This window comes from Asanoa ferruginea, from assembly GCF_003387075.1.
Lineage (GTDB): Bacteria > Actinomycetota > Actinomycetes > Mycobacteriales > Micromonosporaceae > Asanoa > Asanoa ferruginea.
Map to the genome: position 1 here is coordinate 8056621 of NZ_QUMQ01000001.1, position 21487 is coordinate 8078107.

13 protein-coding genes and 1 pseudogene are annotated in these 21487 nt (G+C 70.6%); 8 read left to right on the forward strand and 6 right to left on the reverse strand.

Annotated features, from left to right (window positions below; all coding sequences use genetic code 11):
• Positions 1-77: 77 nt before the first annotated feature.
• Positions 78-791 carry a response regulator gene (locus DFJ67_RS37610; RefSeq protein ID WP_116077114.1) on the reverse strand — a complete coding sequence of 238 codons (714 nt, stop codon included), beginning with the start codon at positions 789-791 and terminating at the stop codon, positions 78-80.
• Positions 792-1092: 301 nt separating this feature from the next.
• Here DFJ67_RS37610 and DFJ67_RS37615 point away from each other — a divergent pair.
• From DFJ67_RS37615 to DFJ67_RS37630, 4 genes and pseudogenes are all read left to right on the forward strand, one after another.
• Positions 1093-1830 (forward strand): annotated as a pseudogene (locus DFJ67_RS37615) (ABC transporter ATP-binding protein); the annotation flags it as partial.
• Positions 1831-3462: 1632 nt separating this feature from the next.
• Positions 3463-6003 carry an ABC transporter permease gene (locus tag DFJ67_RS37620; protein ID WP_170216154.1) on the forward strand — a complete coding sequence of 847 codons (2541 nt, stop codon included), beginning with the start codon at positions 3463-3465 and terminating at the stop codon, positions 6001-6003.
• 152 nt (positions 6004-6155) lie between these two features.
• Positions 6156-6923 (forward strand): ABC transporter ATP-binding protein, encoded by a 768-nt coding sequence (locus tag DFJ67_RS37625; protein WP_409362903.1) that lies wholly within the window; start codon positions 6156-6158, stop codon positions 6921-6923.
• Positions 6923-9460, forward strand: a complete 2538-nt coding sequence (locus DFJ67_RS37630; protein WP_116073820.1) for an ABC transporter permease — start codon at positions 6923-6925, stop codon at positions 9458-9460. Before DFJ67_RS37625 ends, DFJ67_RS37630 begins: the two co-directional genes overlap by 1 nt.
• A gap of 54 nt (positions 9461-9514) precedes the next feature.
• On the opposite strand, the gene DFJ67_RS37635 is transcribed toward DFJ67_RS37630, so the two are convergent.
• Complete coding sequence (locus DFJ67_RS37635) at positions 9515-10171, reverse strand: HAD family hydrolase (RefSeq protein WP_116077116.1); 657 nt, start codon at positions 10169-10171, stop codon at positions 9515-9517.
• A 220-nt stretch (positions 10172-10391) separates the two neighbouring features.
• On the opposite strand from DFJ67_RS37635, the gene DFJ67_RS37640 reads away from it, so the two are divergent.
• The gene (locus tag DFJ67_RS37640; protein ID WP_116073822.1) at positions 10392-11099 is read left to right on the forward strand and encodes a neutral zinc metallopeptidase; all 708 of its coding nucleotides are present in this window, start codon (positions 10392-10394) and stop codon (positions 11097-11099) included.
• Positions 11100-11199: 100 nt separating this feature from the next.
• On the opposite strand, the gene DFJ67_RS37645 is transcribed toward DFJ67_RS37640, so the two are convergent.
• The gene (locus tag DFJ67_RS37645; protein WP_116073824.1) at positions 11200-11601 is read right to left on the reverse strand and encodes a VOC family protein; all 402 of its coding nucleotides are present in this window, start codon (positions 11599-11601) and stop codon (positions 11200-11202) included.
• A 45-nt stretch (positions 11602-11646) separates the two neighbouring features.
• Here DFJ67_RS37645 and DFJ67_RS37650 point away from each other — a divergent pair, with 45 nt between their 5' ends.
• Positions 11647-12171, forward strand: a complete 525-nt coding sequence (locus DFJ67_RS37650) for a TetR/AcrR family transcriptional regulator (protein WP_116073826.1) — start codon at positions 11647-11649, stop codon at positions 12169-12171.
• Between the two features lie 140 nt (positions 12172-12311).
• Here the strand turns inward: DFJ67_RS37650 and DFJ67_RS37655 are convergent, their stop codons facing one another.
• Positions 12312-13508: an MFS transporter gene (locus DFJ67_RS37655; protein ID WP_170216155.1), complete on the reverse strand. Its 1197-nt coding sequence runs from the start codon at positions 13506-13508 to the stop codon at positions 12312-12314.
• An 82-nt stretch (positions 13509-13590) separates the two neighbouring features.
• On the opposite strand from DFJ67_RS37655, the gene DFJ67_RS37660 reads away from it, so the two are divergent.
• Entirely contained in the window at positions 13591-14478 is an 888-nt protein-coding gene (locus tag DFJ67_RS37660) for a LysR family transcriptional regulator (RefSeq protein WP_170216156.1), read from the forward strand.
• On the opposite strand, the gene DFJ67_RS44495 is transcribed toward DFJ67_RS37660, so the two are convergent.
• Positions 14475-17255 carry an AfsR/SARP family transcriptional regulator gene (locus tag DFJ67_RS44495; protein ID WP_116073832.1) on the reverse strand — a complete coding sequence of 927 codons (2781 nt, stop codon included), beginning with the start codon at positions 17253-17255 and terminating at the stop codon, positions 14475-14477. The two genes, DFJ67_RS37660 and DFJ67_RS44495, sit on opposite strands and share 4 nt — an antisense overlap.
• Positions 17256-17476: 221 nt before the next feature.
• Between DFJ67_RS44495 and DFJ67_RS37670 the strand changes: the two genes are divergently transcribed.
• Complete coding sequence (locus DFJ67_RS37670; protein ID WP_147315767.1) at positions 17477-17851, forward strand: hypothetical protein; 375 nt, start codon at positions 17477-17479, stop codon at positions 17849-17851.
• Positions 17852-17901: 50 nt separating this feature from the next.
• Here the strand turns inward: DFJ67_RS37670 and metH are convergent, their stop codons facing one another.
• Positions 17902-21408, reverse strand: a complete 3507-nt coding sequence (gene metH / locus DFJ67_RS37675) for a methionine synthase (RefSeq protein ID WP_116073836.1) — start codon at positions 21406-21408, stop codon at positions 17902-17904.
• Positions 21409-21487: the final 79 nt, after the last annotated feature.

Consider the following 21487-nt stretch of genomic DNA (forward strand, 5'->3'; position numbering starts at 1 on the left):
GCGGCGAATCTGTCAAACAAGGATCGACTCAACAGATGTGGCGCTCCGGATCGAACCAGGGCCTTGCCGCGTGGCTGTCAGGCGCCGGGGCGGACCAGGCCCGACTCGTAGGCGAGGACGACGGCCTGGACCCGGTCGCGTAGGCCGAGCTTGGTCAGCACGTGGCCGACGTGGGTTTTGATCGTCGTCTCGCTGACCGACAGCTTCTTCGCGATCTCCGCGTTGGACAGGCCGCGCGCGACCTGGACCAGCACCTCGCGCTCCCGCTCGGTCAGCGTCGCCAGCGCGGGTGGCGTGGTCTCGTGGGGATCAGGTAGCGCAGAGGCGAACCGGTCGAGCAGCCGCTTCAGGATCCGCGGCCCGACGACCGCCTCGCCGGCGGCTACGGTGCGGATCGCGGTGACCAGGTCGTCGGCCGGCACGTCCTTGGCCAGGAAGCCGCTCGCGCCGGCGCGGAGGGCGCCGACCACGTACTCGTCCAGGTCGAATGTGGTCAGCACAAGCACGCGGACCGGCAACCGGGACTCGACGATCGCGCGGGTGGCGGCGACGCCGTCCATGCGGGGCATCCGGACGTCCATCAACACCACGTCGGGCAGCAATCGGCGGGCCAGGTTGACCGCCTCCAGCCCGTCGCCGGCCTCGCCGACCACGTCGATGTCACCCTGCGCGCCGAGCACCATCCGGAACCCGGTGCGCAGCAGCGGCTGGTCGTCGGCGAGCAAGACCCGGACCGGCCGCACGGGCGGCGCGACCGGGGCCACGGCGTCGCCCGAGCCCTCCCCCGTCATCGCCACCTCTCACCCCTTCGTGTTTTCAATGGATATCTTCCCGCACGCCGGCCCCTGGGTGTGGGTAGGGAGTACCTGCCCGCGGCGGCCGCCAAGAATCCACTCCCCGGGCGGGCGAGGGGTGGGGACCACCGCACGGCGATCTGGGTTGCCACGCGTGGGAGGTGGAAGATCAACTCCACACTTCTGCCACCCCAGATCGGTGAGCTCCTCGGACTGCCGGCCCCCGCATCGAACGCGGCCGGGTGTTTGGCCCTTAAATGTCCGCTTATTGAGGGGCGCTGAGGAAAGATCGGGAGCCGTGACCACGACAGCCGGGACGGGGGCGGCCGCGCGGGCCGTCCAGGTGTGGAAGGTGTACGGCGCGGGCGAGACCGAGGTCGTCGCCCTCCGGGACGTCAGTGTCGAGCTTGAGCGCGGGAAGTTCACCGCCATCATGGGGCCGTCCGGGTCCGGCAAGTCGACGCTGATGCACTGCCTCGCCGGGCTCGACTCGGTGAGCCGGGGCGAGGTGTTCGTCGGCGACACCCAGGTGACCGGCCTCAACGACGCCGGCCTGACCCGCCTGCGGCGGGACAAGATCGGGTTCATCTTCCAGCAGTTCAACCTGCTGCCCACGCTGACCGCGGAGGAGAACATCCTGCTCCCGCTGTCGATCGCGGGCCGCAAACCGGACCCGGACTGGTATCGCACGGTCATCGACACCGTCCACCTCGGCGACCGGCTGGGCCACCGCCCGTCTCAGCTCTCCGGCGGCCAGCAGCAGCGGGTCGCCTGCGCCCGCGCGCTCGTCGCCCGCCCCGAGGTCATCTTCGCCGACGAACCAACCGGCAACCTCGACTCCCGCTCGGGCGCCGACGTGCTGACGTTCCTTCGCGACTCGGTGAAGACGCACGGCCAGACCATCGTGATGGTCACCCACGACCCGGTGGCCGCCTCCTACGCCGACCGCGTCCTCTTCCTTGGCGACGGCGCCGTGGTCGACGAGATCATCGACCCGACGGCCGACGCCGTGCTCGACCGCATGCGCACCATCGACCAGCCCGAGGACGAAGGCCCGCTCGGCGCCGGACCGATACCGGTCAGTGGCGGCCACGCCCCGGAAAGCCGCGGGACCACCGACCCGACGGGACGCACCCCCCACCCCGGCCACATCACCGACAATCAAGCCAACATCGCCGATCCACATCGGACGGACCCACCGCCCGGCAACGACGGCGACCAGGGCGATACCGGCTCTCCGAAAGCCCGCCGGCGCGGCAAGTCGAAGTCGGCCGCGCAACGGCCCACGATCCAGGCGGTCGCGACCGAGGGCGCGCCGCCCACCGGCAGGGCAACAGCGAGGCAGTCGCGTGCGGCGGCCACGCAAAGCCAGACGACCGAACCACAAGCCCGGACGACCGGACCGCAGGCCGGGACCGTCACGACGCAGCCTCAAGCGACCACCACCCACCTCCAGGTCACCGCGAGCCAGACCCAGGGCACCGCGACACAGTCCGCCGCCACCGCGACACAGCCCCAGGCAGCCGTGACACGGACCCGGGGCACGGCGACACACTCCCCCACCACCGCGACACAGCCCCAGGCAGCCGTGACACGGACCCGGGGCACGGCGACACACTCCCCCACCACCGCGACACAGCCCCAGGCAGCCGTGACACGGACCCGGGGCACGGCGACACACTCCCCCACCACCGCGACACAGCCCCAGGCAGCCGTGACACGGACCCGGGGCACGGCGACACATTCCCCCGCCACGGCGGCACAGCCCCGAGGCACCTCGACACCGGCCCAGGCGAGCCGGAACCAGGCGACCGCACAGCAGGCGCGAGTGACGGCGCCCGAGGTCCAGGCGACCTCAAGCCGGGACCAGGTGACCGCTACGAAGACCCGGACGGCCGCCAAGCAGCGTAGATCAACCCCGACGCGGGCCGAGCCGACAACCGCCCAACGACGAACGAAGGCCGAAGCCGAGCTGGCGCAAGCCGAGGCAACAATCCCACAGGTAGAAACGGCCGACTCCGCGGCGGAGCCGGACCCAACACAGACTGAGGCCACCGCCACCCGGGCACAGACCGCCGCCGTGCGGGCTGGCGACACTCCGGCGCGGCCCGCGCCGACGGCCGCTCCGACTCGCACGAACACTGAAACAGAGCCCGCGCAAACCGAGGCGACCGCGCAAACGACCAGCGCCGCGGACGAGCCGAACCCGGCCCACTCCACCACCGACCAGGCACGGACAGCCACCACACAAGCGGGCGTCAACCCGGCGCGGCCCGCACCGACGGCCACCTCGACCCGGACGAACGCTGAAACAACGCCACCGGAAACCGGGGCAACCACCGCCGACGCGCAAGCGACCAACGCCTCGGCCGAACCGAATCCGGCTCAGGCCACTACCGCACAGGCCGCACAGGCTGAGGTGAAATCAGAGCAGGTGAGCGCGACGGCTACACCCCCGCGGCGCAAGGCTGCTCGGACCGCCGGCGCTCGGCCCGCCGCCACCCGCCCACCGAAAGGCAAACCCCGCAAGCGCTCCAGCCCGCCGGACAAAGCCGACGCCACGGACGCCAGTGCCGGGCTGAATGGGGAGACGGCGGCCGGCGACGGACCCGAGTCCACTTCAGACGGCGCGGACAGCTAAAGGCGGGCGGGTCAGATGTTCAGGTCCATGTTGCGCGGTCTGCTGACGCACAAGCTGCGGCTGGCGCTCTCCGCGCTGGCCGTCATCCTCGGCACGATGTTCATCTCCGCCGCCTTCGTAGCCGGCGACACCTTCTCGCAGGGCTTCACCGCCCTCTTCTCGACCGTCAACCGTGACATCGACGTCGAGGTCACCGCCAAGGACACCACCCCGGGCGGCCAGCAGCAGCAGTTCGGCAGCCCGACCGCGTTGCTCGACCAGAAAGACGTCGACACCGTCAGCAAGGTCGACGGGGTCGAGAAGGTCACGCCCGGCGTGTTCTCGGCCGGCGCCCGGGTCATCGGCACCGACGGCAAGGTGATTGGCGGGAACGGGCCACCACAACAGGGGATCGCCTGGCAGAACGACGATCCGCTGATTCAGCTTCGCCAGGGGCGACCCCCGGCCGCCGACAACGAGATCGCCATCAACCAAGGGCTGGCGGAAACCGGCGGGTTCTCGCTCGGCGGCACCGCTGATGTGATCACGTTGCAGCCGCGGACGCCGTACAAAATTGTCGGGATCTTTGGGTTTCCGGGTGATCGGCCCTCGCTTGCCGGGGAGACCACCGTGGCGTTCACGCTCGCCCAGGCGCAGCTTGTGTTGCTCAACGCGCCCGGCATGTTCACCAGCATCGACGCCACCGCCGCCGCAGGGGTGAGCGACACCGTGTTGCGCGATCGGATCGCGGCCGCCCTGCCCAACGAGGTGGTGCGGACCGGGGCGCAGGTTGCCGAGGAGCAGCAGAGTGCCACCTCCAGCTTCGTCAACATCCTGAAGACCGGGCTGGTGGTGTTCGCGCTGATCGGCATGTTCACCGGCGCGTTTCTCATCTTCAACACGTTCTCGATGCTGGTCGCGCAGCGGACCCGGGAGCTTGCTCTCTATCGGTCCTTCGGGGCGAGTCGGGGGCAGGTCAACCGGTCCGTGCTGGCCGAGTCGGTGCTGCTCGGGCTCGCCGCCAGCATTGTCGGGCTCGGGCTCGGGATCCTGGTCGGCTACATCCTCAACAAGGCGTTGCAGTCGTTCATCGACGCCAGCCTTCCGGTGAGTGGTGTGGTCGTGCGGGCCTACGCCGTGATCTCGACCCTGCTCGTCGGCACCGCGTTCACCGTCGTCGCCGCGCTGATCCCGGCGCTGCGGGCCAGCCGGGTACCGCCGATCGCGGCCATGCGCGAAGCCGTCACCCCCGACAAGCCGCTCACCCGGCTCACCATCGCCGGCGCGGTCATCCTCGCCGCCGGGGCGCTGTTGCTCGGGCTCGGCGTCGGGCATGTGGGCAACCCGCCGAAATGGCTGACACTGGGCATCGGCTCGGCGCTGTGCTTCCTCGGCGTCGCGCTGCTCGCCCCGATCATCTCCCGGCCGCTGACCACCGCCGCCGGGAAGGCGTTCGCCTGGTCGGCGCCGGGGCAGATCGGGGCCCGCAACACCGGGCGCAATCCCCGCCGGACCGCCGTCACCGCCGCCGCCCTGATGATCGGGGTGGCGCTGGCGACCGGCGCCGGCGTGTTCGCCCAGTCGGCCAAGGCCGGCATCAGCAACGCGTTCGAGCGCGACGTCAACGCGCAGCTCGCGGTGACCACCAGTTTCAGCAACGGGCCGGGCGCCGCGGCCGGGTTCCCGCCGCAGCTGGAACAGACAATGGCGGCATTGCCAGGTGTACGCACGGCGGTGGCGCTGCGCGGCGACACCGTCAACCTCAACGGCAGTGACCGGTTCGTGCAGGCCGGCGACGCGCAGGCAGCGTCGACGATCTTCAACCTCCAGCCGGTCGCGGGGAACGTGCGCCAGCTCAATCCGGGTGAGGCGCTGCTCGACCAGGACACCGCCAACGCGCTGCACGTCGGCGTCGGCAATACCGTGACCATGCGGACCGCGCGCGGGCAGCCGGTCGGGCTCGACGTGGTCGGCATCTTCAAGCCCAACCAGGCGATCTCGAGCTCGCTGATCAGCAGCGCCGACGCGGGTGGGTTCCGGTCGCCGTTCGCGCAGTCGGGGTTCGTGCAGGTCGACAGCGACAGCCAGGTGCCGCAGGTGCGCGCCGAGCTGGACAAGCTGTTCGCCGACAACCCCGAGGTCACCGTCAACGACCAGTCGCAGCTCATCGACCAGGCCAACAACTTCGTCGACATCCTGCTCGGCATCGTCAACACCCTGCTGGCGCTGACGATCATCGTGGCCGTCCTCGGCGTCGTGAACACGCTGCTGCTGTCGGTCTTCGAACGCACCCGGGAGCTCGGGCTGATCCGCGCGGTCGGGATGAGCCGGAGCCAGGTCGCCCGGATGATCACTGTCGAGTCGGTGCTGATCTCGGTGTTCGGTGCCGCGCTGGGGATCGTGATCGGCGTCGGGCTGGGCGTCTCGATCGTGGCGGCGCTGGGTGACGAGTTCCTGTCGCTGACCGTGCCCTGGACGTACCTCGTGATCACTTTGGCTCTGGCCGTGCTCGCCGGTGCCATCGCGGCGGTGTTGCCGGCCATCCGCGCTGCCCGGCTCAACGTCCTTCAAGCCATCGCGTACGAGTAGGGGTAAGGGACAAACCCTGAGGTCGGGTACGGGTTACCCGCACCGGAAAATCCGCCTGGCCTCCACCGCGGGGCGGACGAAACCGCTTGACCCCCTCCGCGAGCATGGAACATGCCGGCCGGACCGCTGTGGTCCGGCCGGACCATGACCTGTTGACGAGGGGGAACCAGGTGACGGCGACGGCCAGCGACTCGGTGGCGGCCCGTGCGAACGACGTGTGGAAGGTGTACGGCAGTGGCGAGGCGGAGGTGGTCGCGCTCCGGGGGGTGAGCGTCACCTTCCAGCGCGGTGTCTACACCGCGATCATGGGGCCGTCCGGCTCCGGCAAGTCGACGCTGATGCACTGCCTGGCCGGGCTCGACTCGGTGACCAAGGGCGACGTGCACATCGGTGACACCCGGGTGACCGGGCTCGGTGACGCCGGCCTGACCCGGTTGCGCCGCGACAAGGTTGGCTTCATCTTCCAGCAGTTCAACCTCCTGCCGACACTGTCGGCGAAGGAGAACATCCTGCTGCCGCTGTCGATCGCGGGACGCCAGCCCGACCAGGCGTGGTTCGACACCGTGATCAAGACGGTGGCGCTCCAGGACCGGCTCGGCCACCGGCCGGCCCAGCTCTCCGGCGGGCAGCAGCAGCGGGTCGCCTGCGCCCGCGCGCTCGTCGCCCGGCCCGAGGTCATCTTCGCGGACGAGCCGACCGGCAACCTCGACTCGCGCTCGGGCGCCGACGTGCTCGGGTTCCTGCGTGACTCGGTGAAGACGCACGCCCAGACGATCGTCATGGTCACCCACGACCCAGTGGCCGCGTCCTACGCCGACCGGGTCATCTTCCTGGCCGACGGTTCCGTGGTCGACGAGTTGCACGACCCGACGCCCGACATGGTCCTCGACCGGATGAAGAAGCTCGAGGTGGCACGCTGATGTTGCGCGCCACGCTCAAGAGCCTGATGGCCCGCAAGGTCCGCCTGGTCCTGTCGGGCCTGGCGGTCGTGCTCGGCGTCATGTTCGTCGCCGGCTCGTTCGTGCTCACCGACACGCTGTCCCGGTCGTTCGACTCGATCTTCTCCGACGTCTACTCGCAGACCGACGTGACCGTGAAGGGCAAGCCCAAGGTCGAGGTCGGCGAGATGGACGGCGAGACGGTGCCGGCCACGATCCCGGCCTCCGCGGTCGACGACGTGGCCGCGCTGCCCGGCGTCGCGCAGGCGCAGGGTGTGGTCGCGGCCGACGGTGCCCGGCTGATCGGCAGCAACGGCAAGGTGGTCGCGTCGTCCGGGCCGCCGCGGATCGGCGAGAACTGGGTCGGCGAGAACGACATGATCAAGCTGCGCGAGGGGCGCGGCCCGACCGCCGACGACGAGATCGTGATCAACGTCGGGCTGGCCGAGGCGGCCAAGGTGAAGGTCGGCGACCAGGTCGGCGTGCTGACGCTCGAGCCCAAGAAGATGTTCACCATCGTCGGCACGTTCGGCTACAGCGGCGACCGCGACAGCATCGGCGGCGCCAACGAGGTCGCGTTCACCAACCCGGTGGCGCAGAAGCTGATGCTCGGCGAGACCGGCGTGTTCAGCAGCATCGACGTGCGTGCCACCGACGGCACCAGCCCGGCCGAGCTCAAGCAGCGGGTGGCGGGCGCGCTCGGCGCCGACTACACCGTGCGGACCGGCGACGAGGCGGCCGCCGACGACGCGAAGGGGCTGAAGGGCTTCCTCGGCTTCTTCAACAACATCCTGCTCGGCTTCGCCGGCATCGCGCTGTTCGTCGGCATCTTCCTGATCATCAACACGTTCTCGATCGTGGTCGCCCAGCGCACGAAGGAACTCGCCCTCCTCCGGGCGATCGGCGCGGGCCGGCGGCAGGTGATCAACTCCGTGCTCACCGAGGCGGTGATCGTCGGCCTGGTCGCGTCGGTGATCGGCCTCGGCGCCGGCATCGGTGTCGGCGCCTTGCTCGCCTACCTGTTCAGCACGTTCTCCGGCGGGCTGACCCTGGCCGGGCTCGGCGTGCCGCCCGCCGCGATCATCGCGTCGTTCGCGGTCGGCCTGGTGGTCACCGTGATCGCGGCGATCGTGCCGGCCATCCGGGCCTCCCGGATCCCGCCGATCGCCGCGATGCAGGACGTCGCGACGCCGGACCGCCCGCTGACCCGGGTCACCGTCATCGGCGCGGTGGTCACCGCGATCGCCGCGGCCCTGCTCGCGGTCGGCCTGTTCGGGTCCGGCAGCCTGCTGCTGGTCGCCGGCGGCGTGCTGCTCGCGTTCATCGGGGTGGCCCTGCTGACGCCGCTGCTCAGCCGCCCGGTCGTCGGGCTGCTCGGCCGGGTGTTCGCCTGGTCGGTGCCGGGCAAGCTGGGCCGGCTCAACTCCGGCCGCAACCCGCGCCGCACCGCGATCACGGCCGCCGCGCTGATGGTCGGCATCGCGCTCGTCACCAGCGTCGGCGTGATCGTCTCGTCGGCCAAGACCAGCATCGCCAGCGCGGTCGAGTCGACCGACGCCCAGTTGATCATCATGGGCGAGCAGAACAGCCCGCAGCCACCGACGTTCGACCCGGCGGTCATCGACCGGGCCAAGCAGGTGCCCGGGGTGCGCGAGGTGGTCGGCGTGGCATCCGACCTGGCCACGGTCAACGGCAAGCGGGAGTTCGTCACCTCGGTGACCGACGCGGCGCCGGTGCAGAGCATGTGGCACAGCACCGCGGTCGCCGGATCGATCTCGGCACAGGGCCCCGACCAGGTGATCGTCAACGAGCAGTCGGCGACCGACAACGGCTGGTCGATCGGCTCGGTGCTGACGGTCCAGCTACCCCGGGGCGAGCAACACCGCTACACGGTCAGCGGCATCGCGCCGACCGACAAGTCGATCGGCGAGATCATGCTGCCGGCGGCCGCGATGCGGGACTTCGCGCAGCCGGCCCCGTTCGCCGGCTACATCCGGCTCGACGACGGCACCTCGGTCGCGTCGGTGCAGCCGCAGATCGAGGCGCTGGTCGCTGACAGTCCCGAGGTCTCGGTGGTCGACCAGGCGGCCTACATCGAGCAGCAGAAGGGTCAGGTCAACCAGATCCTGATCATGATCCAGATCCTGCTCGCGCTGGCCATCCTGATCGCGGTGCTCGGCATCATCAACACGCTGGCGCTGTCGGTCATGGAGCGGACCCGGGAGCTGGGCCTGCTCCGCGCGATCGGCCTGAGCCGCGCTGCGACCACCTGGATGATCACGGTCGAAGCGGTGGTGATCTCGGTGTTCGGCGCGCTGCTGGGCGTCGTGGTCGGCACCGGGCTGGGCGCCGCGGTGGTGCGCGCCCTGCGTGACCAGGGCTTCACCGACTTCACCCTGCCCTGGGGCACGATGCTGCTCTACCTGGGCGTCGCGGCCCTGGTGGGTGTCGTGGCGGCGATCCTGCCGTCGATCCGTGCGGCCCGACTCAACGTGCTGGGGGCCATCGCACATGAGTAGCAGCCGCTAGGGGGAACGGGCCGGACCGGGGAAACTCGGTCCGGCCCGACGCCGTTACGGCGTCGGCACCGACCGGGACGCCAGCGCCGCGAGCAGCGGCAGGTCGACGTCGGTCAGGCTGTCCACGATGTGTACGCCGCGGCGCGGGGCGACCGCCGCGTCGTGTGGAACGGCGATCACCGCCGCTCCCGCCGCGAGGGCGCTCGTGACGCCCACCGGAGAGTCTTCGATCGCGACGCAGCGGCTGCTCGGCGCGCCGAGCAGCCGCGCGGCCATCAGGTAGGGCTCGGGGTCCGGCTTGCCCGCCGTGACCTCGTCGCCGCAGACGACCGCGTCGAACCAGGTCCGCAGCCCGAGCACGTCGAGCGCGATGTCGACGAGGAAGCGGCCCGTGTTGGTGACCAGCGCGGTCGGGATACCGGCGTCGCGGGTCGCCGCCAGCAACTCCCGGGCACCCGGGCGCCAACGCAACTCGGTCTGGTAGAGCTCGGCCATCCGCCGGATCAGCCAGGCAGCGCTCTCGTCGCCGTCGCGCCAGGGCTGGTCGATGTCGGCGTGCAGGATCTCCATCGAGCTGTCCATGCTGCCGCCGACCATCGCCAGGCGGGCCGGGTCGGAGAGTTCCCCGCCGTAGGAGCGGGCCAGCTCGCGAAGCCCGATGTCCCAGACCCGCTCGCTGTCGAGCAGCGTGCCGTCCATGTCGAACAGCACAGCCGCGGGCTGGTCAGGGCCCTGCACCACATCAGTCATCAGGACGAGTATCGCCCGGATGGCACCGCCGCCCGGCATCGGCGCCCCGGCCGGTGGCGAACCTCACCCACCCAGGAGATCGACGTCAAGCCGCGTTCACCGGGTGTTCGCCCGGGGTACTGGTTGTGCCACCCGTGGACAATGAGGAGCCTGTGGTGGGCGAGCGAAAGGGGACGTCGCGATGACCAGACCCGTGGTGGTGCGGGTGCTCGCCCTGCTGGCGGCCGGGGCGGTCGCGCTCGCCTGCGGCCTCGGGGAAGCCGGGGCGCCGCCCGAAGAGGACCCGCCGGCATCGAGCCGCAGCACCGAAGACGGCACGATGACCGCCGAAGAGTTCAAGAGTGACATCCAGGATGCGAAAAGCTCGGCCGAGTCCTACTGGGCCGATCGGTTCGAGCAGTCCGGCGAGCGGTTCCGCCCGGTCCGCCAGGTCGTCCCCTACACCCGCGACGGCGAGGTCGACTGCGGTGGCGAGCCGGTGCCCCGCAACAACGCCGTCTACTGCCCCGACGGCGACTTCATCGCCTACGACATCAACTTCGCCGTCGCCGCGTTCCAGAAGGTCGGCGACGCCTTTCTCTACTACCTGCTCGGCCACGAATACGCCCACGCGATCCAGGCCCGGCTCGGCATCGAGCACCGGCTGACCATCGACCACGAGCTCCAGGCCGACTGCATGGCCGGCGCCTACCTCGGCGACTCGGTGAAGGCCAAGACCCTGAGCGTCGACGACGGCGACCTCGACGAGTTCCAGCGCGGCCTGCTCGCCGTCGGTGACGACCCGAGCGTGCCGTGGTTCACGCCGGGCGCACACGGCACCGCCGAGCAGCGCACCGAGTCGTTCTTCCTCGGCTACGAGAAGTCTCTGGCCGCCTGCGACCTCAACTGAGGTCGGCACACGTCTTGCTTCCTGCTGGTCACCCCCGGACCGGCAGGAGGATGCGCGATGACCGCGCCTACCGGGTCGACGGTGCGGCACGAGCTGACGCTCACGGGCAGGTGAGCTCGGCCTCGAAGCCGTCGGCGTCTTCCAGATAGGCACCGTAGGTGTCGGGGCCGCCGGCGTGCGGATGGCGGTCGGGGAACAGCAGCGCCCAGCCGTGCTTGGGCGACTCGTCGACCAGCGCGTCGAGCTCGGCCCGGGTCGCCACGTGGAAGGCCAGGTGGTTGAGCCCGGGCCGGAGGCGGTCGTGGGTTTCGGCGCTGAGCGCGGGCGACTGCTCGACCACCACATAGGTTGCGCCGAGCCGCCAGCTCCGGCCGCCGGGCCAGTCCTGGAATCCCTCGTAGCCGAGCGCGCCGAGCAGCCAGCCCCAACTGGTCACCGCTCGGCCGAGGTCGGGGACCCAGAGCTCGACGTGGTGCAGCGTGCCGGTCGGTGCTTCGCTCATCGGCCCATTCTCGTACCCCCGCTGTGGTGGCGGTTAGGCTGAGTCGTGCGAGCAGACGCGGAGCGCAATCGGGCACGCATCCTCGCCGCCGCCGAGGAGGTCTTCGCCGAGCAGGGCGCGTCCGCCTCCACCGACGAGGTCGCCGCCCGGGCCGGCGTCGCGATCGGCACGGTGTTCCGGCACTTCCCCACCAAAGACGACCTGCTCCGGGCGATCATGAAGAACCTGCTCGTGCGATTGGTCGACGAGGTCGGCACGCTGGCCGACGCCGACGGTGGCACCGCGTTCTACCGCTTTTTCGCGGGCCTGGTGGCGGAGGCGGCGGCCAAGCGGGCCGTGGTCGAGCTGCTCGGCTTTCCGGTCGACTCGTTGGACGGCTTCACCGACGCCGTCGCGCGGCTGCTGGCCACCGGGCAGGCAGCGGGCACCGTCCGCGCCGACGTCGGCGTGCCGGCGACGATGGCGCTGCTGACCAGCACGGTGCAGGGCGCGCTGCACGGCGGCTGGGACGCCGACCTCCAGCAGCGCACCCTCGACATCGTGTTCGCGGGGTTCAGGCCGTCCAATTAGGACGAGAAGCGTCGCGCTGGTCGAGGCCGGCTCCGCGACCGTCCGCCGTCCGGCGGCACGGCGACAGTGGCCGGCTTCGATGCTCGGCCGGCTCTACCACCTCTGGTGGCTGTCGGTCCCGGCGCGGATGATGGTGCCGCTCACGACATCTCCAGGCGTTGTTCAGGTCGGAGGCGGACCGCGGCGACGGCCGCGAGGCCCGCGAGAGTGAGAGTGGCGAACCCGGCGAGGGCGCCGCGGGTGCCGGCGAGTTGGGTGGCCAGGCCCAGCCCGATCACCGGGATGGCCAGGCCGGAGTAGCCGGTGACGAACAGGGTGGCGAGCATGCCGGCCCGGCGCTCCGGCGTGCTGAGCTGCACGACGGTGGTGAGGCAGGCGCGGAAGAGCAGCCCCGCGGCGCCGCCGGTGAGCACGCCGCCGAGGATGAACAGCCCCAGGCTGCCGGCCCAGACCCCGCCGACGATGAGCGCGAGCCCGACCGGCATCGCCACGACCACCGTGCGCATGGCCGGACGTGGCGGCAGCTTGCGCAACCCGACTTGGCCGAACGCGGCGGCGCCCAGCCCGACGAAGGCGACCAGCCCGGCCAGGGCGTGCGAGTGGTAGCCCAGCGTGCCCGACAGGAACGTCGGGCTCAGGGCGCTGAACAGGCCGAACATCGCGAAGGCGAGCAGGCCGCCGAAGCAGGAGGCCAGGAAGAGATGTCGTTGATCCGGTGCGGTCGCCAGCGGTCGCCGGTTGGCTCGTGCGGCGGTGGTCTCCGTGGTTTCCGGCACGGTGGCGAGCAGGATGGCGGCCAGGGCCAGCAGGGCGCCGATGACCACGAACGGTAGCCGCAGCGGGGCGGGTGCCCACTCGGCGAGCACACCGGAGAGCAGCGGGCCGGCGGCGATCCCGCCGAGGTTGGCCGCGGTGGCGACGACCTCGGCCTGCCGCGGGTCGCCGTCGGGGAGGGCGCGGCGGCGCAGTTCGATCAGGTAGGCCGTGGCCGGGCCGGACAACAGGCCGATGGACAGCCCGGAGAGCACCCGGCCGGTGAGGATGCCCGGCAGGTCGGGCCAGGCCAGGAAGACGGCGGCGGCCAGGATCTGGAGGGCGAGAGCAGCGCCGAGGAGCGGCCGGCGCCGGATGCGTTCGGCATGGGCTCCGGCGACCAGGAGGCCGGCGACGACGCCGATCACGTACACGGCGAAAACAACGCTGATCATGGTCGTGCCGAAGTGATCGCGGCGCTGGTAGAGCACGTAGAGCGGGGTCGGCACGGAGCCGCCCGCGGTGGCGGCGGCATAGGCGAGGGCGACGAGCGCGAACCCGACGCGGTGGGTGGTGCGAGCCATGATCGCGAGTCTGACCCGATGCTCCATCATCATCCAACATCAAGTTTGGATGCGGTTATCGGATCTTGGAATAATGGCGGGCGTGGACATCCGCAAGCTCGAGATCTTCATCGCCGTCGCGGAGGAACGCAGCTTCACCCGGGCGGCCCTGCGCCTGCACACCGCGCAATCAGGGGTGTCGACGGCGATCCGATCCTTGGAGCGCGAGTTGGGCACGCCGCTGCTCGACCGCACCACGCAGCGGGTGTCGCTCACGGAGGCCGGCCAGGCGCTGCTACCGGAAGCGCTGCGCATCCTGGCCGCGGTCGAGGCGGCGCGCGAGACGGTGACCCAGGTCGGTGCCGGCTTGCGGGGCCGGCTGCGGCTCGGGATCCTCTACGCCCTGACGCCCGGGCGGGTGCGGGAGGCGCTGGCCGCGTTCCGCGCGGAGTTGCCGGCGGTGGAGCTGTGGCTGACCGCTCCCGGGGTGCGGGGGACGCTCGACCACCTGGACCGGATCCGGGACGGCTCGCTCGACCTCGCGATCGTGATCACCCACGGCCCGGTGCCGGACATCGACCAGCAGTTGCTGGCGACGGACGAGGTCGTGCTGGCCGTGCCGGCCGACCACAGGCTGGCCTCGCGCGCCGATTTCGACCTGGCGGACGTCGCCGACGAGCCGTTCATCGAGTTCCCGCCGGGCTGGGGCGTCCGCAGCTCGGTCGACATGGCCTTCGCGGCGGCCGGCGTCTCCCGGCGGATCACGGTCCAGCTCAACGACATGTCGACGATCCTGGATCTGGTGAGGTTGGGGCTGGGGATCGCGTTCGTGCCGCTGTCGGTCGCGGAACGCACCGACGACCTGCACTACCTGCGGATCCGGGGTGCCCGGCCGACCTACCGGATCGCGATCGCCCGGGCCTCGGGGCGGCCGCTGGGCCCGGTCGCCCGCCGCTTCCTGTCCATCGCGGCGGCTGATCGATCGACCTAGGCCCGCTGCTCGAGCTTGGATCGGATGCTGTCCTGGTCCGGATGGCCGAGGTGCTCCAGGATGGTCAACGCGCTCCGCCAGGCGGCGTACGCGTCATCGCACCTGCCACTGGTGTGGAGGGTGTCACCGAGTCGGGTGAGCGTGTCCGCCTCGTTGTAGCGGTCGCCGACCTCGCGCCACAGCCCGATCGCCGTGCGGTAGCTGCTGACCGCCTGGGCGTGATCGTTCAGGTGGTGCTGGATGAAGCCGAGGCTGTCCCAGGTGTTGGCTTCCCCATAGAGGTCGGCGGCCTGGTGGTGGATGTCCAACGCCGCCAGGCAGCTCGCCAGGGCCTGCTCATAGTCGCCGAGAAGCGCTTGATACCAGCCCGCGTTGTTGAGCGCGCGGGCCTGCATGACGTGTTGGGCGACGCGGTCGAAGAGCCGCACCGCGTGCCTGGTCTCCGCCAGCGCTGCGCGGTGGTCACCCTGCCGCCCGAACACCCGCGCGCGGGAATTGTGCGTGTGCGCCTGGCCCGCCTCGTCCCGCTGGTCGCGATACATCCGCAGCGCGGTCTCCAGCCTCCCGTGCGCTTCGTCGTAACGGCCGAGCTGCGCCAGGGCCAGCCCGATGTTGCGATGCGAGAAAGCCATGGCCGATCGGTCCGGCAGGCGGGTCGCCGACGCCAGCGCCAGCTCCTGTGTGCGGACCCAGTCGTGCCAATGGCCCTGCAGGTCGAGGTAGGTGGTCATCGCCCAGGCCAGTTGCCAGGTGACCTCGTCGAGGCCGGTGCCGGCCGCCTGCCGGACCGCATTCAGCAGCACCTCGTGCTCCTCGGCGCACCAGGCCAACGCCGCTTCGCGGTCGGCGAACAGGGTGACCGGCTCTGGCGCGGCCGGCGGCACCGGATCGCGGTGCGGATAGAGCTTCCGATCAGCGGCGTACGCGGTATGCAGGTAGTAGCCGAGCATCCTGGCGATCGTCGCCCGCTGCGCCGCGCTGTCGTGGACCTCGGCCTGTTCCGCCGCGTAGCCGCGGACCAGATCGTGAAACGCGTAGCGGCCAGGTCGGTGCTCGCCGAGGAGCCCGGCGCAGGTGAGCTCGGCCAACAGCTCGCGCGCGGGCCCGACCGGCAGGTCCGCCAGGCTCGCGGCGGCGGCTGCCGCGAAGTCGGGTCCTGGATGGAGCCCGAGGAGCCGGAACAGCCGGGCGGCCGCGGGCGTGAGGACCCGGTAGGACCAGGAGAACACGGCGCGGACATCGGTCGCCGGGTCGTCGCCCGCGAACGCGTCCAGCCCGCGCCGGGCCGCGCGCAGTTCGTCGGCGAGCGTTCGCAGCGGCAACGACGGGTGAGTCGCCGCCCGGGCGGCCAGGATCGCTAGGGCGAGCGGCAGCCGGGCGCACCCCGTGATGATCTCCTGGACGGCGGCGGGATCGGCGGCCACCCGGTCACGGTCGATCCGGCGCGCGAGGAACTCGCAGGCCTCGGCCGAGCTCAAGACGTCGACCGCCAGCGGGCGGGCGCCCTCGCCGGCGACGAGACCGGGCAGCCTGTGGCGGCTGGTTACCACTACCATGGCGCCGGGCGCCCCCGGCAACAGCGGGCGGACCTGCTCGGCCGAACTGGCGTTGTCCGCGATGACGAGCAGCCGCCGACCGTTGACCAGGCTTCGATACAAGCCGACCTGTGACTCCAGGCTCGCCGGCATCCGGTGCGTGGGCACGTCGAACGCTTCGAGGAAACCCCTGAGTGCCTCGGTGGGGAGCAGCGGCGGCCCGGTCGGATCGAAGCCGCGAAGGTTGACGTAGAGCTGCCCGTCGGGGAACAGACGACGGGAGCGATGCGCCCAGTGCACCGCGAGGGCGGTCTTGCCCACGCCGGCCATGCCGGACACCGCGGCGACGACCACCGCGTTGGGCTCCTCACCGGACCCGGCGAGCGCGGCGTCGAGTGCGGCCAGCTCGGCACCGCGGCCGGTGAAGCCGCGCACGTCCAGCGGGAGTTGCGCCGGCGCCCCGGCCCGCCCCTGGGCCGCGGGCGGTGCCGCCGCGCTGCCGTCGGTGCGCAGGATCGACTGGTGCAGGGCGCGCAACGCCGGTCCCGGGTCGACGCCGAGCGCCTCGGCCAGGTTGCGCCGGGTCGTCGCATACCGATCGAGCGCCTCGGCCGAACGGCCCGCGGCGTGCAGCGCGCGGATCAACGCGGTGGCGAGCGGCTCGACGAGCGGGTGCTCGTCGGCCAGTTCGGTGAGTGGCGCGATCACGGTCCCGGGGTTGCCGAGCCGAAGTTCGACCTCCGCCCAGGCGATCACCGCGTCGCGATGCTCACGGCGCCAGCTCGTGCGGGTGCGAGCGGCCCATTCACCCGGGACTCCGGCCAGCGGCTCGCCCTGCCAGAGGGCCAGCGCCTCGCGCAGGAGTGCCGCCCGGGTCTCGTCGTGGACGGCCGGTTGGCCGGCCTGGTCCACCAACCGGCGGTAGCGGTGGAGGTCGACCCGGTCGAGGTCGGTCTCGATCAGGTATCCGCTGCCGCGGCGCACTATCCGCGCGTCGGCCGGCTCGGCGTGGCCTGGCTGTGCCAGGAGCCGTCTGATCCGTGCGATGTAGGTGTGCAACGCCCGTCGTGCGCCATCGTGCGCGGCGTCTCCCCAGACCCGGTCGACCAACGCTTCGGCGCTCAACGGCTGATTGGCGTGGACCAACAAAGCGGCCAGTACGGCGACCTGCTTAGTGGAACCGATCGCCAAGCGCACATGGTCGGCCCGCACATCGACGGCGCCCAAGAGATGAAACCACATGTCGCACTCCCTGCGTCGCACGACCGGGCACTGCCGGGTTCCACATGCCTGCGACATTCGCTTGACAGGCGGGGCTGATTCTAGGCATCGACGGCCGCTGGTATCTGCCCGCCGGGCAGACCAGCAACGACCCAACAACTGGAGACACGATGAAACCCATCACGGGGCCAAGAAGCCTCAAGCGGATTCCGCGAACGGTGGCGTTGTCCTTAGTGGCGATCATGGCCCTCGCCGGCGTGCTCCTGCCCGCCTCACCGGCTGCGGCCAGGCCCATCGACTGCAGCCTGACCGCGGTCCTCTACCAGAGCCCGGCCGGCCTGCAGGCCAGCGGCCAGGTGTATTGCTCGACGCCGGAAACCTATGACGTGAAGGTCTACCTCTACCGCCGCGACTGGTGCTGCGGCACGGTCGTCGCTTCCTCGGTCGTGGGCCGGAACAACTACGCGGGCTATACCACCGCGTACGCCGTCGAGCCCTGCTCCGACCTGCAGACCGACAAGCAGTACGACGCGAAGATCGCATTGGACGACACGCGATTCGGACCCGGAATCCGGGTCAAGGAGATCATCACCAACAAGGTCACCGGCCACTGTTAGCCACGCCGCTCACCCCTGCCCGCCGATCCCATCGGCGGGCAGGTCGGCCTTCACTTCGCGTTGAAGTAGTTGGCCTCCGGGTGGTGGACGATGATCGCGTCGGTGGCCTGCTCCGGAACGAGTTGGAACTCCTCCGACAGCGTGACGCCGATCCGCGACGCGTCCAGCAACGAGACCACCTTCGCCCGGTCCTCCAAGTCCGGGCAGGCCGGATAGCCGAAGGCGTAGCGGCAGCCTCGGTATTCCGTGCGGAGTAGACCGGCCAACGACGACGGGTCCGAGGCGCCGACCGTCTCGCCCGACGGAAGTGTCAGCTCGGACCGGATCCGTTGGTGCCAATACTCGGCCAGGGCCTCGGTGAGCTGCACCGACAAGCCGTGCACTTCCAGGTAGTCGCGATACTCGTTGCGGGCGAACAGCTTCGCCGTGTATTCGCTGATCGGCTGGCCTACCGTCACCAGTTGCATGGCCAGCACGTCGTCGCCCGACGGCGAGAAGAAGTCGGCCAGGCACAGGCGGCGTTCCTGGCGCTGGCGTGGGAACGAGAAGCGGGTCAGCTCTTCGCCGGCCGATGACAGAACGGCGAGGTCGTTGCCCTCGGAGCGGGCGCGGAAGTAGCCGTAGACCACCGACGCCTCCAGGACCTGGTCGGCGGTGAGGCGGTCGAGCCAATAGCGCAGCCGCGGCCGGCCTTCGGTCTCGACCAGCTCCTCATAGGACGGACCACCGCCCCGGGCGCCGCGCAGGCCCCACTGGCCCAGGAAGAGCGCGCGTTCGTCGAGCAACGCCGCATAGGAAGCGAGCGGCACACCCTTGACGACCCGCGTGTCGAAGAACGGTGGTGCCGGGATGTCCACCGACACAGCCACGTCCGAGCGGACCGAGTCGTCTTCCAGCGAGGGCAACGCGTCCGAGACCTGTGCACGCTGACGCTCGCGCCGAGCCCGGCGCGCGGCCAGAGCCGCTTCCCGCGAAGGATCGATCACCGGAGCGCCGCCGCGCCGCGCGGCCATCACCCGGTCCATCAGCGAGAGACCCTCGAAGGCGTCGCGCGCGTAGTGCACCTCGCCGCCCGAATACAGCGACCGCAGGTCGTCCTCCACATAGGACCGGGTCAGGGCGGCGCCGCCGAGGAGCACCGGCCAACGCTCGGCGACACCGCGGGAGAGCATCTCCTGGAGGTTCTCCTTCATCACGACGGTGCTTTTCACCAACAGGCCCGACATGCCGATCGCGTCGGCGTTGTGGGTCTCGGCGGCGTCCAGGATCGAGGCGATCGGCTGCTTGATGCCGATGTTGACGACCTCGTACCCGTTGTTGGACAAGATGATGTCGACCAGGTTCTTCCCGATGTCGTGCACGTCGCCCTTCACGGTGGCGAGCACGATCCGGCCCTTGCCCTCGTCGTCGGCCGACTCGATGTGCGGCTCCAGATAGGCCACCGCGGTCTTCATCACCTCGGCCGACTGCAACACGAACGGGAGCTGCATCTGGCCCGATCCGAACAGCTCTCCGACCACCTTCATCCCGTCGAGGAGCGTGTCGTTGATGATCTCCAGAGCGGGCCGGGACGACAGCGCGTCGTCAAGATCGGATTCCAGGCCGTTGCGCTCCCCGTCGATGATCCGGCGCTTGAGCCGCTCGTCCAACGGCAACGCCAGCAACTCCGCAGCCCGCGACGCCCGCGCCGACGCCACGTCGACACCCTCGAAGACCGAGATGAACTCCTGCACCGGGTCATACCCGGGCTTCCGCCGGTCATAGATCAGATCAAGGGCCACCTCGCGCTGCCGGTCTGGAATGCGAGACATCGGCAGGATCTTGCTCGCGTGCACGATCGCGCTGGTCAGCCCGGCCTCGACGCACTCGTGCAGGAATACCGAGTTGAGCACCTGCCGGGCCGCCGGATTGAGGCCGAACGAGATGTTGGAGACGCCGAGCGTGAAGTTGACGCCTGGATAGAGCGCGGCGATCTCGCGGATCGCGTTGATCGTCTCGATGCCGTCGCGGCGCGTCTCCTCCTGGCCCGTCGCGATCGGGAACGTCAGCGCGTCGATCAGGATGTCGGAGCGGTCCAGCCCCCAGTTCCCGGTCAGGTCGTCGATCAGCCGCCGCGCGACGCGTACCTTCCATTCCGCGGTCCGGGCCTGCCCCTCCTCGTCGATCAGCAGCGCGACCACCGCCGCACCGTGCTCCCGCACGACCGGCATCACCCGCGCATAGCGCGACCCGGGCCCGTCGCCGTCTTCGAAGTTGACCGAGTTGACCACGCACCGCCCGCCGAGCATCTCCAGCCCGGCCTCCACCACCGCGGGCTCGGTCGAGTCCAACATGATCGGCAAGGTGGACGCGGTCGCGAAGCGGCCCGCCAGCTCCCGCATGTCGACGTCGCCGTCCCGGCCCACGTAGTCGACGCACAGGTCGAGCAGGTGCGAGCCGTCGCGCGCCTGCGACCGGGCCATCTCCACGCACGCCTGCCAGTCGGACGCCAGCATCGCCTCGCGGAACGCCTTCGAGCCGTTGGCGTTGGTCCGCTCGCCGATCATCAGCACGCTGGCGTCCTGCGCGAACGGCACGTGGTGATAGATCGAGGACACTCCGGGCTCGACCCGCGCCTCCCGCTCCACCCGCGGAGCCCCGACGCCCAACGCGCCGACCACGGCGGAGATGTGCGCGGGCGTGGTGCCGCAACAGCCTCCGACGAGGGCCGCGCCGTAGTCAGCGACGAACGAACCCAGAGCCGAGGCCAACTCATCGGGCGTCAGCGGATAGTGCGCGCCGTCCGCGGTCAGTTGCGGCAGGCCCGCATTGGGCATCACCGACAGGGGTACGCGTGCGTGCTGCGCCAGATAACGCAAATGCTCGGTCATCTCCGCCGGCCCGGTCGCGCAGTTGAGCCCGATCAGGTCGACCCCGAGCGGCTCGATGGCGGTCAGCGCCGCGCCGATCTCACTGCCCAGCAGCATCGTCCCGGTGGTCTCGACCGTCACGTGGGCGATCACCGGCACCTCGCGCCCCGCGTCCACCATGGCCCGCTTGGCGCCGTTGACCGCCGACTTGAGCTGGAGCAGGTCCTGGCAGGTCTCGATGATCAACGCGTCGGCGCCGCCGGCGATCAGACCAAGGGCGTTCTCCTGGTACGCGTCGCGCAGCGTCCGGTAGGCCGCGTGCCCCAGCGTCGGCAACTTGGTGCCCGGCCCCATCGACCCGAGCACGAAACGGGGCCGCTCGGCGGTCGCGAACCGGTCGGCCGACGCGCGGGCGATCCGGGCACCGGCCTCGGCCAGCTCGCGAATGCGCGACTCGATCCCGTACTCCCCGAGGTTTCCGAGGTTTGCTCCGAAGGTGTTGGTCTCGACGCAGTCGGCACCCGCCGCGAAGTAGGCGTCGTGCACTTCGCCGACCACGTCGGGCCGGGTCGCGTTGAGCACCTCGTTGCAGCCCTCGTGGCCCTCGAAGTCGTCGAGCGTCAGGTCGGCGGCCTGGAGCATCGTGCCCATGGCGCCGTCGGCGATGAGTACCCGGTCGGCCAGCGCGTCAAGAAACGAGTTCGACACCCCTTCAGGCTACGGCGTCGTCCGATTCGCGAAGGAAGCGATGATCCAACCCGGTCCTGTTGTGTGACCGGGGTCGCCT

Excerpts from the sequence above, each read along its gene's own strand:
- DFJ67_RS37645 (WP_116073824.1), bottom strand. The coding sequence starts at position 11,601 with ATGAGCGAAGCACCGACCGGCACGCTGCACCACGTCGAGCTCTGGGTC.
- DFJ67_RS37610 (WP_116077114.1), bottom strand. The coding sequence starts at position 791 with ATGACGGGGGAGGGCTCGGGCGACGCCGTGGCCCCGGTCGCGCCGCCC.
- DFJ67_RS37655 (WP_170216155.1), bottom strand. The coding sequence starts at position 13,508 with ATGGCTCGCACCACCCACCGCGTCGGGTTCGCGCTCGTCGCCCTCGCC.
- DFJ67_RS37630 (WP_116073820.1), top strand. The coding sequence starts at position 6,923 with ATGTTGCGCGCCACGCTCAAGAGCCTGATGGCCCGCAAGGTCCGCCTG.
- DFJ67_RS37640 (WP_116073822.1), top strand. The coding sequence starts at position 10,392 with ATGACCAGACCCGTGGTGGTGCGGGTGCTCGCCCTGCTGGCGGCCGGG.
- DFJ67_RS37670 (WP_147315767.1), top strand. The coding sequence starts at position 17,477 with ATGGCCCTCGCCGGCGTGCTCCTGCCCGCCTCACCGGCTGCGGCCAGG.
- DFJ67_RS44495 (WP_116073832.1), bottom strand. The coding sequence starts at position 17,255 with ATGTGGTTTCATCTCTTGGGCGCCGTCGATGTGCGGGCCGACCATGTG.
- DFJ67_RS37620 (WP_170216154.1), top strand. The coding sequence starts at position 3,463 with ATGTTGCGCGGTCTGCTGACGCACAAGCTGCGGCTGGCGCTCTCCGCG.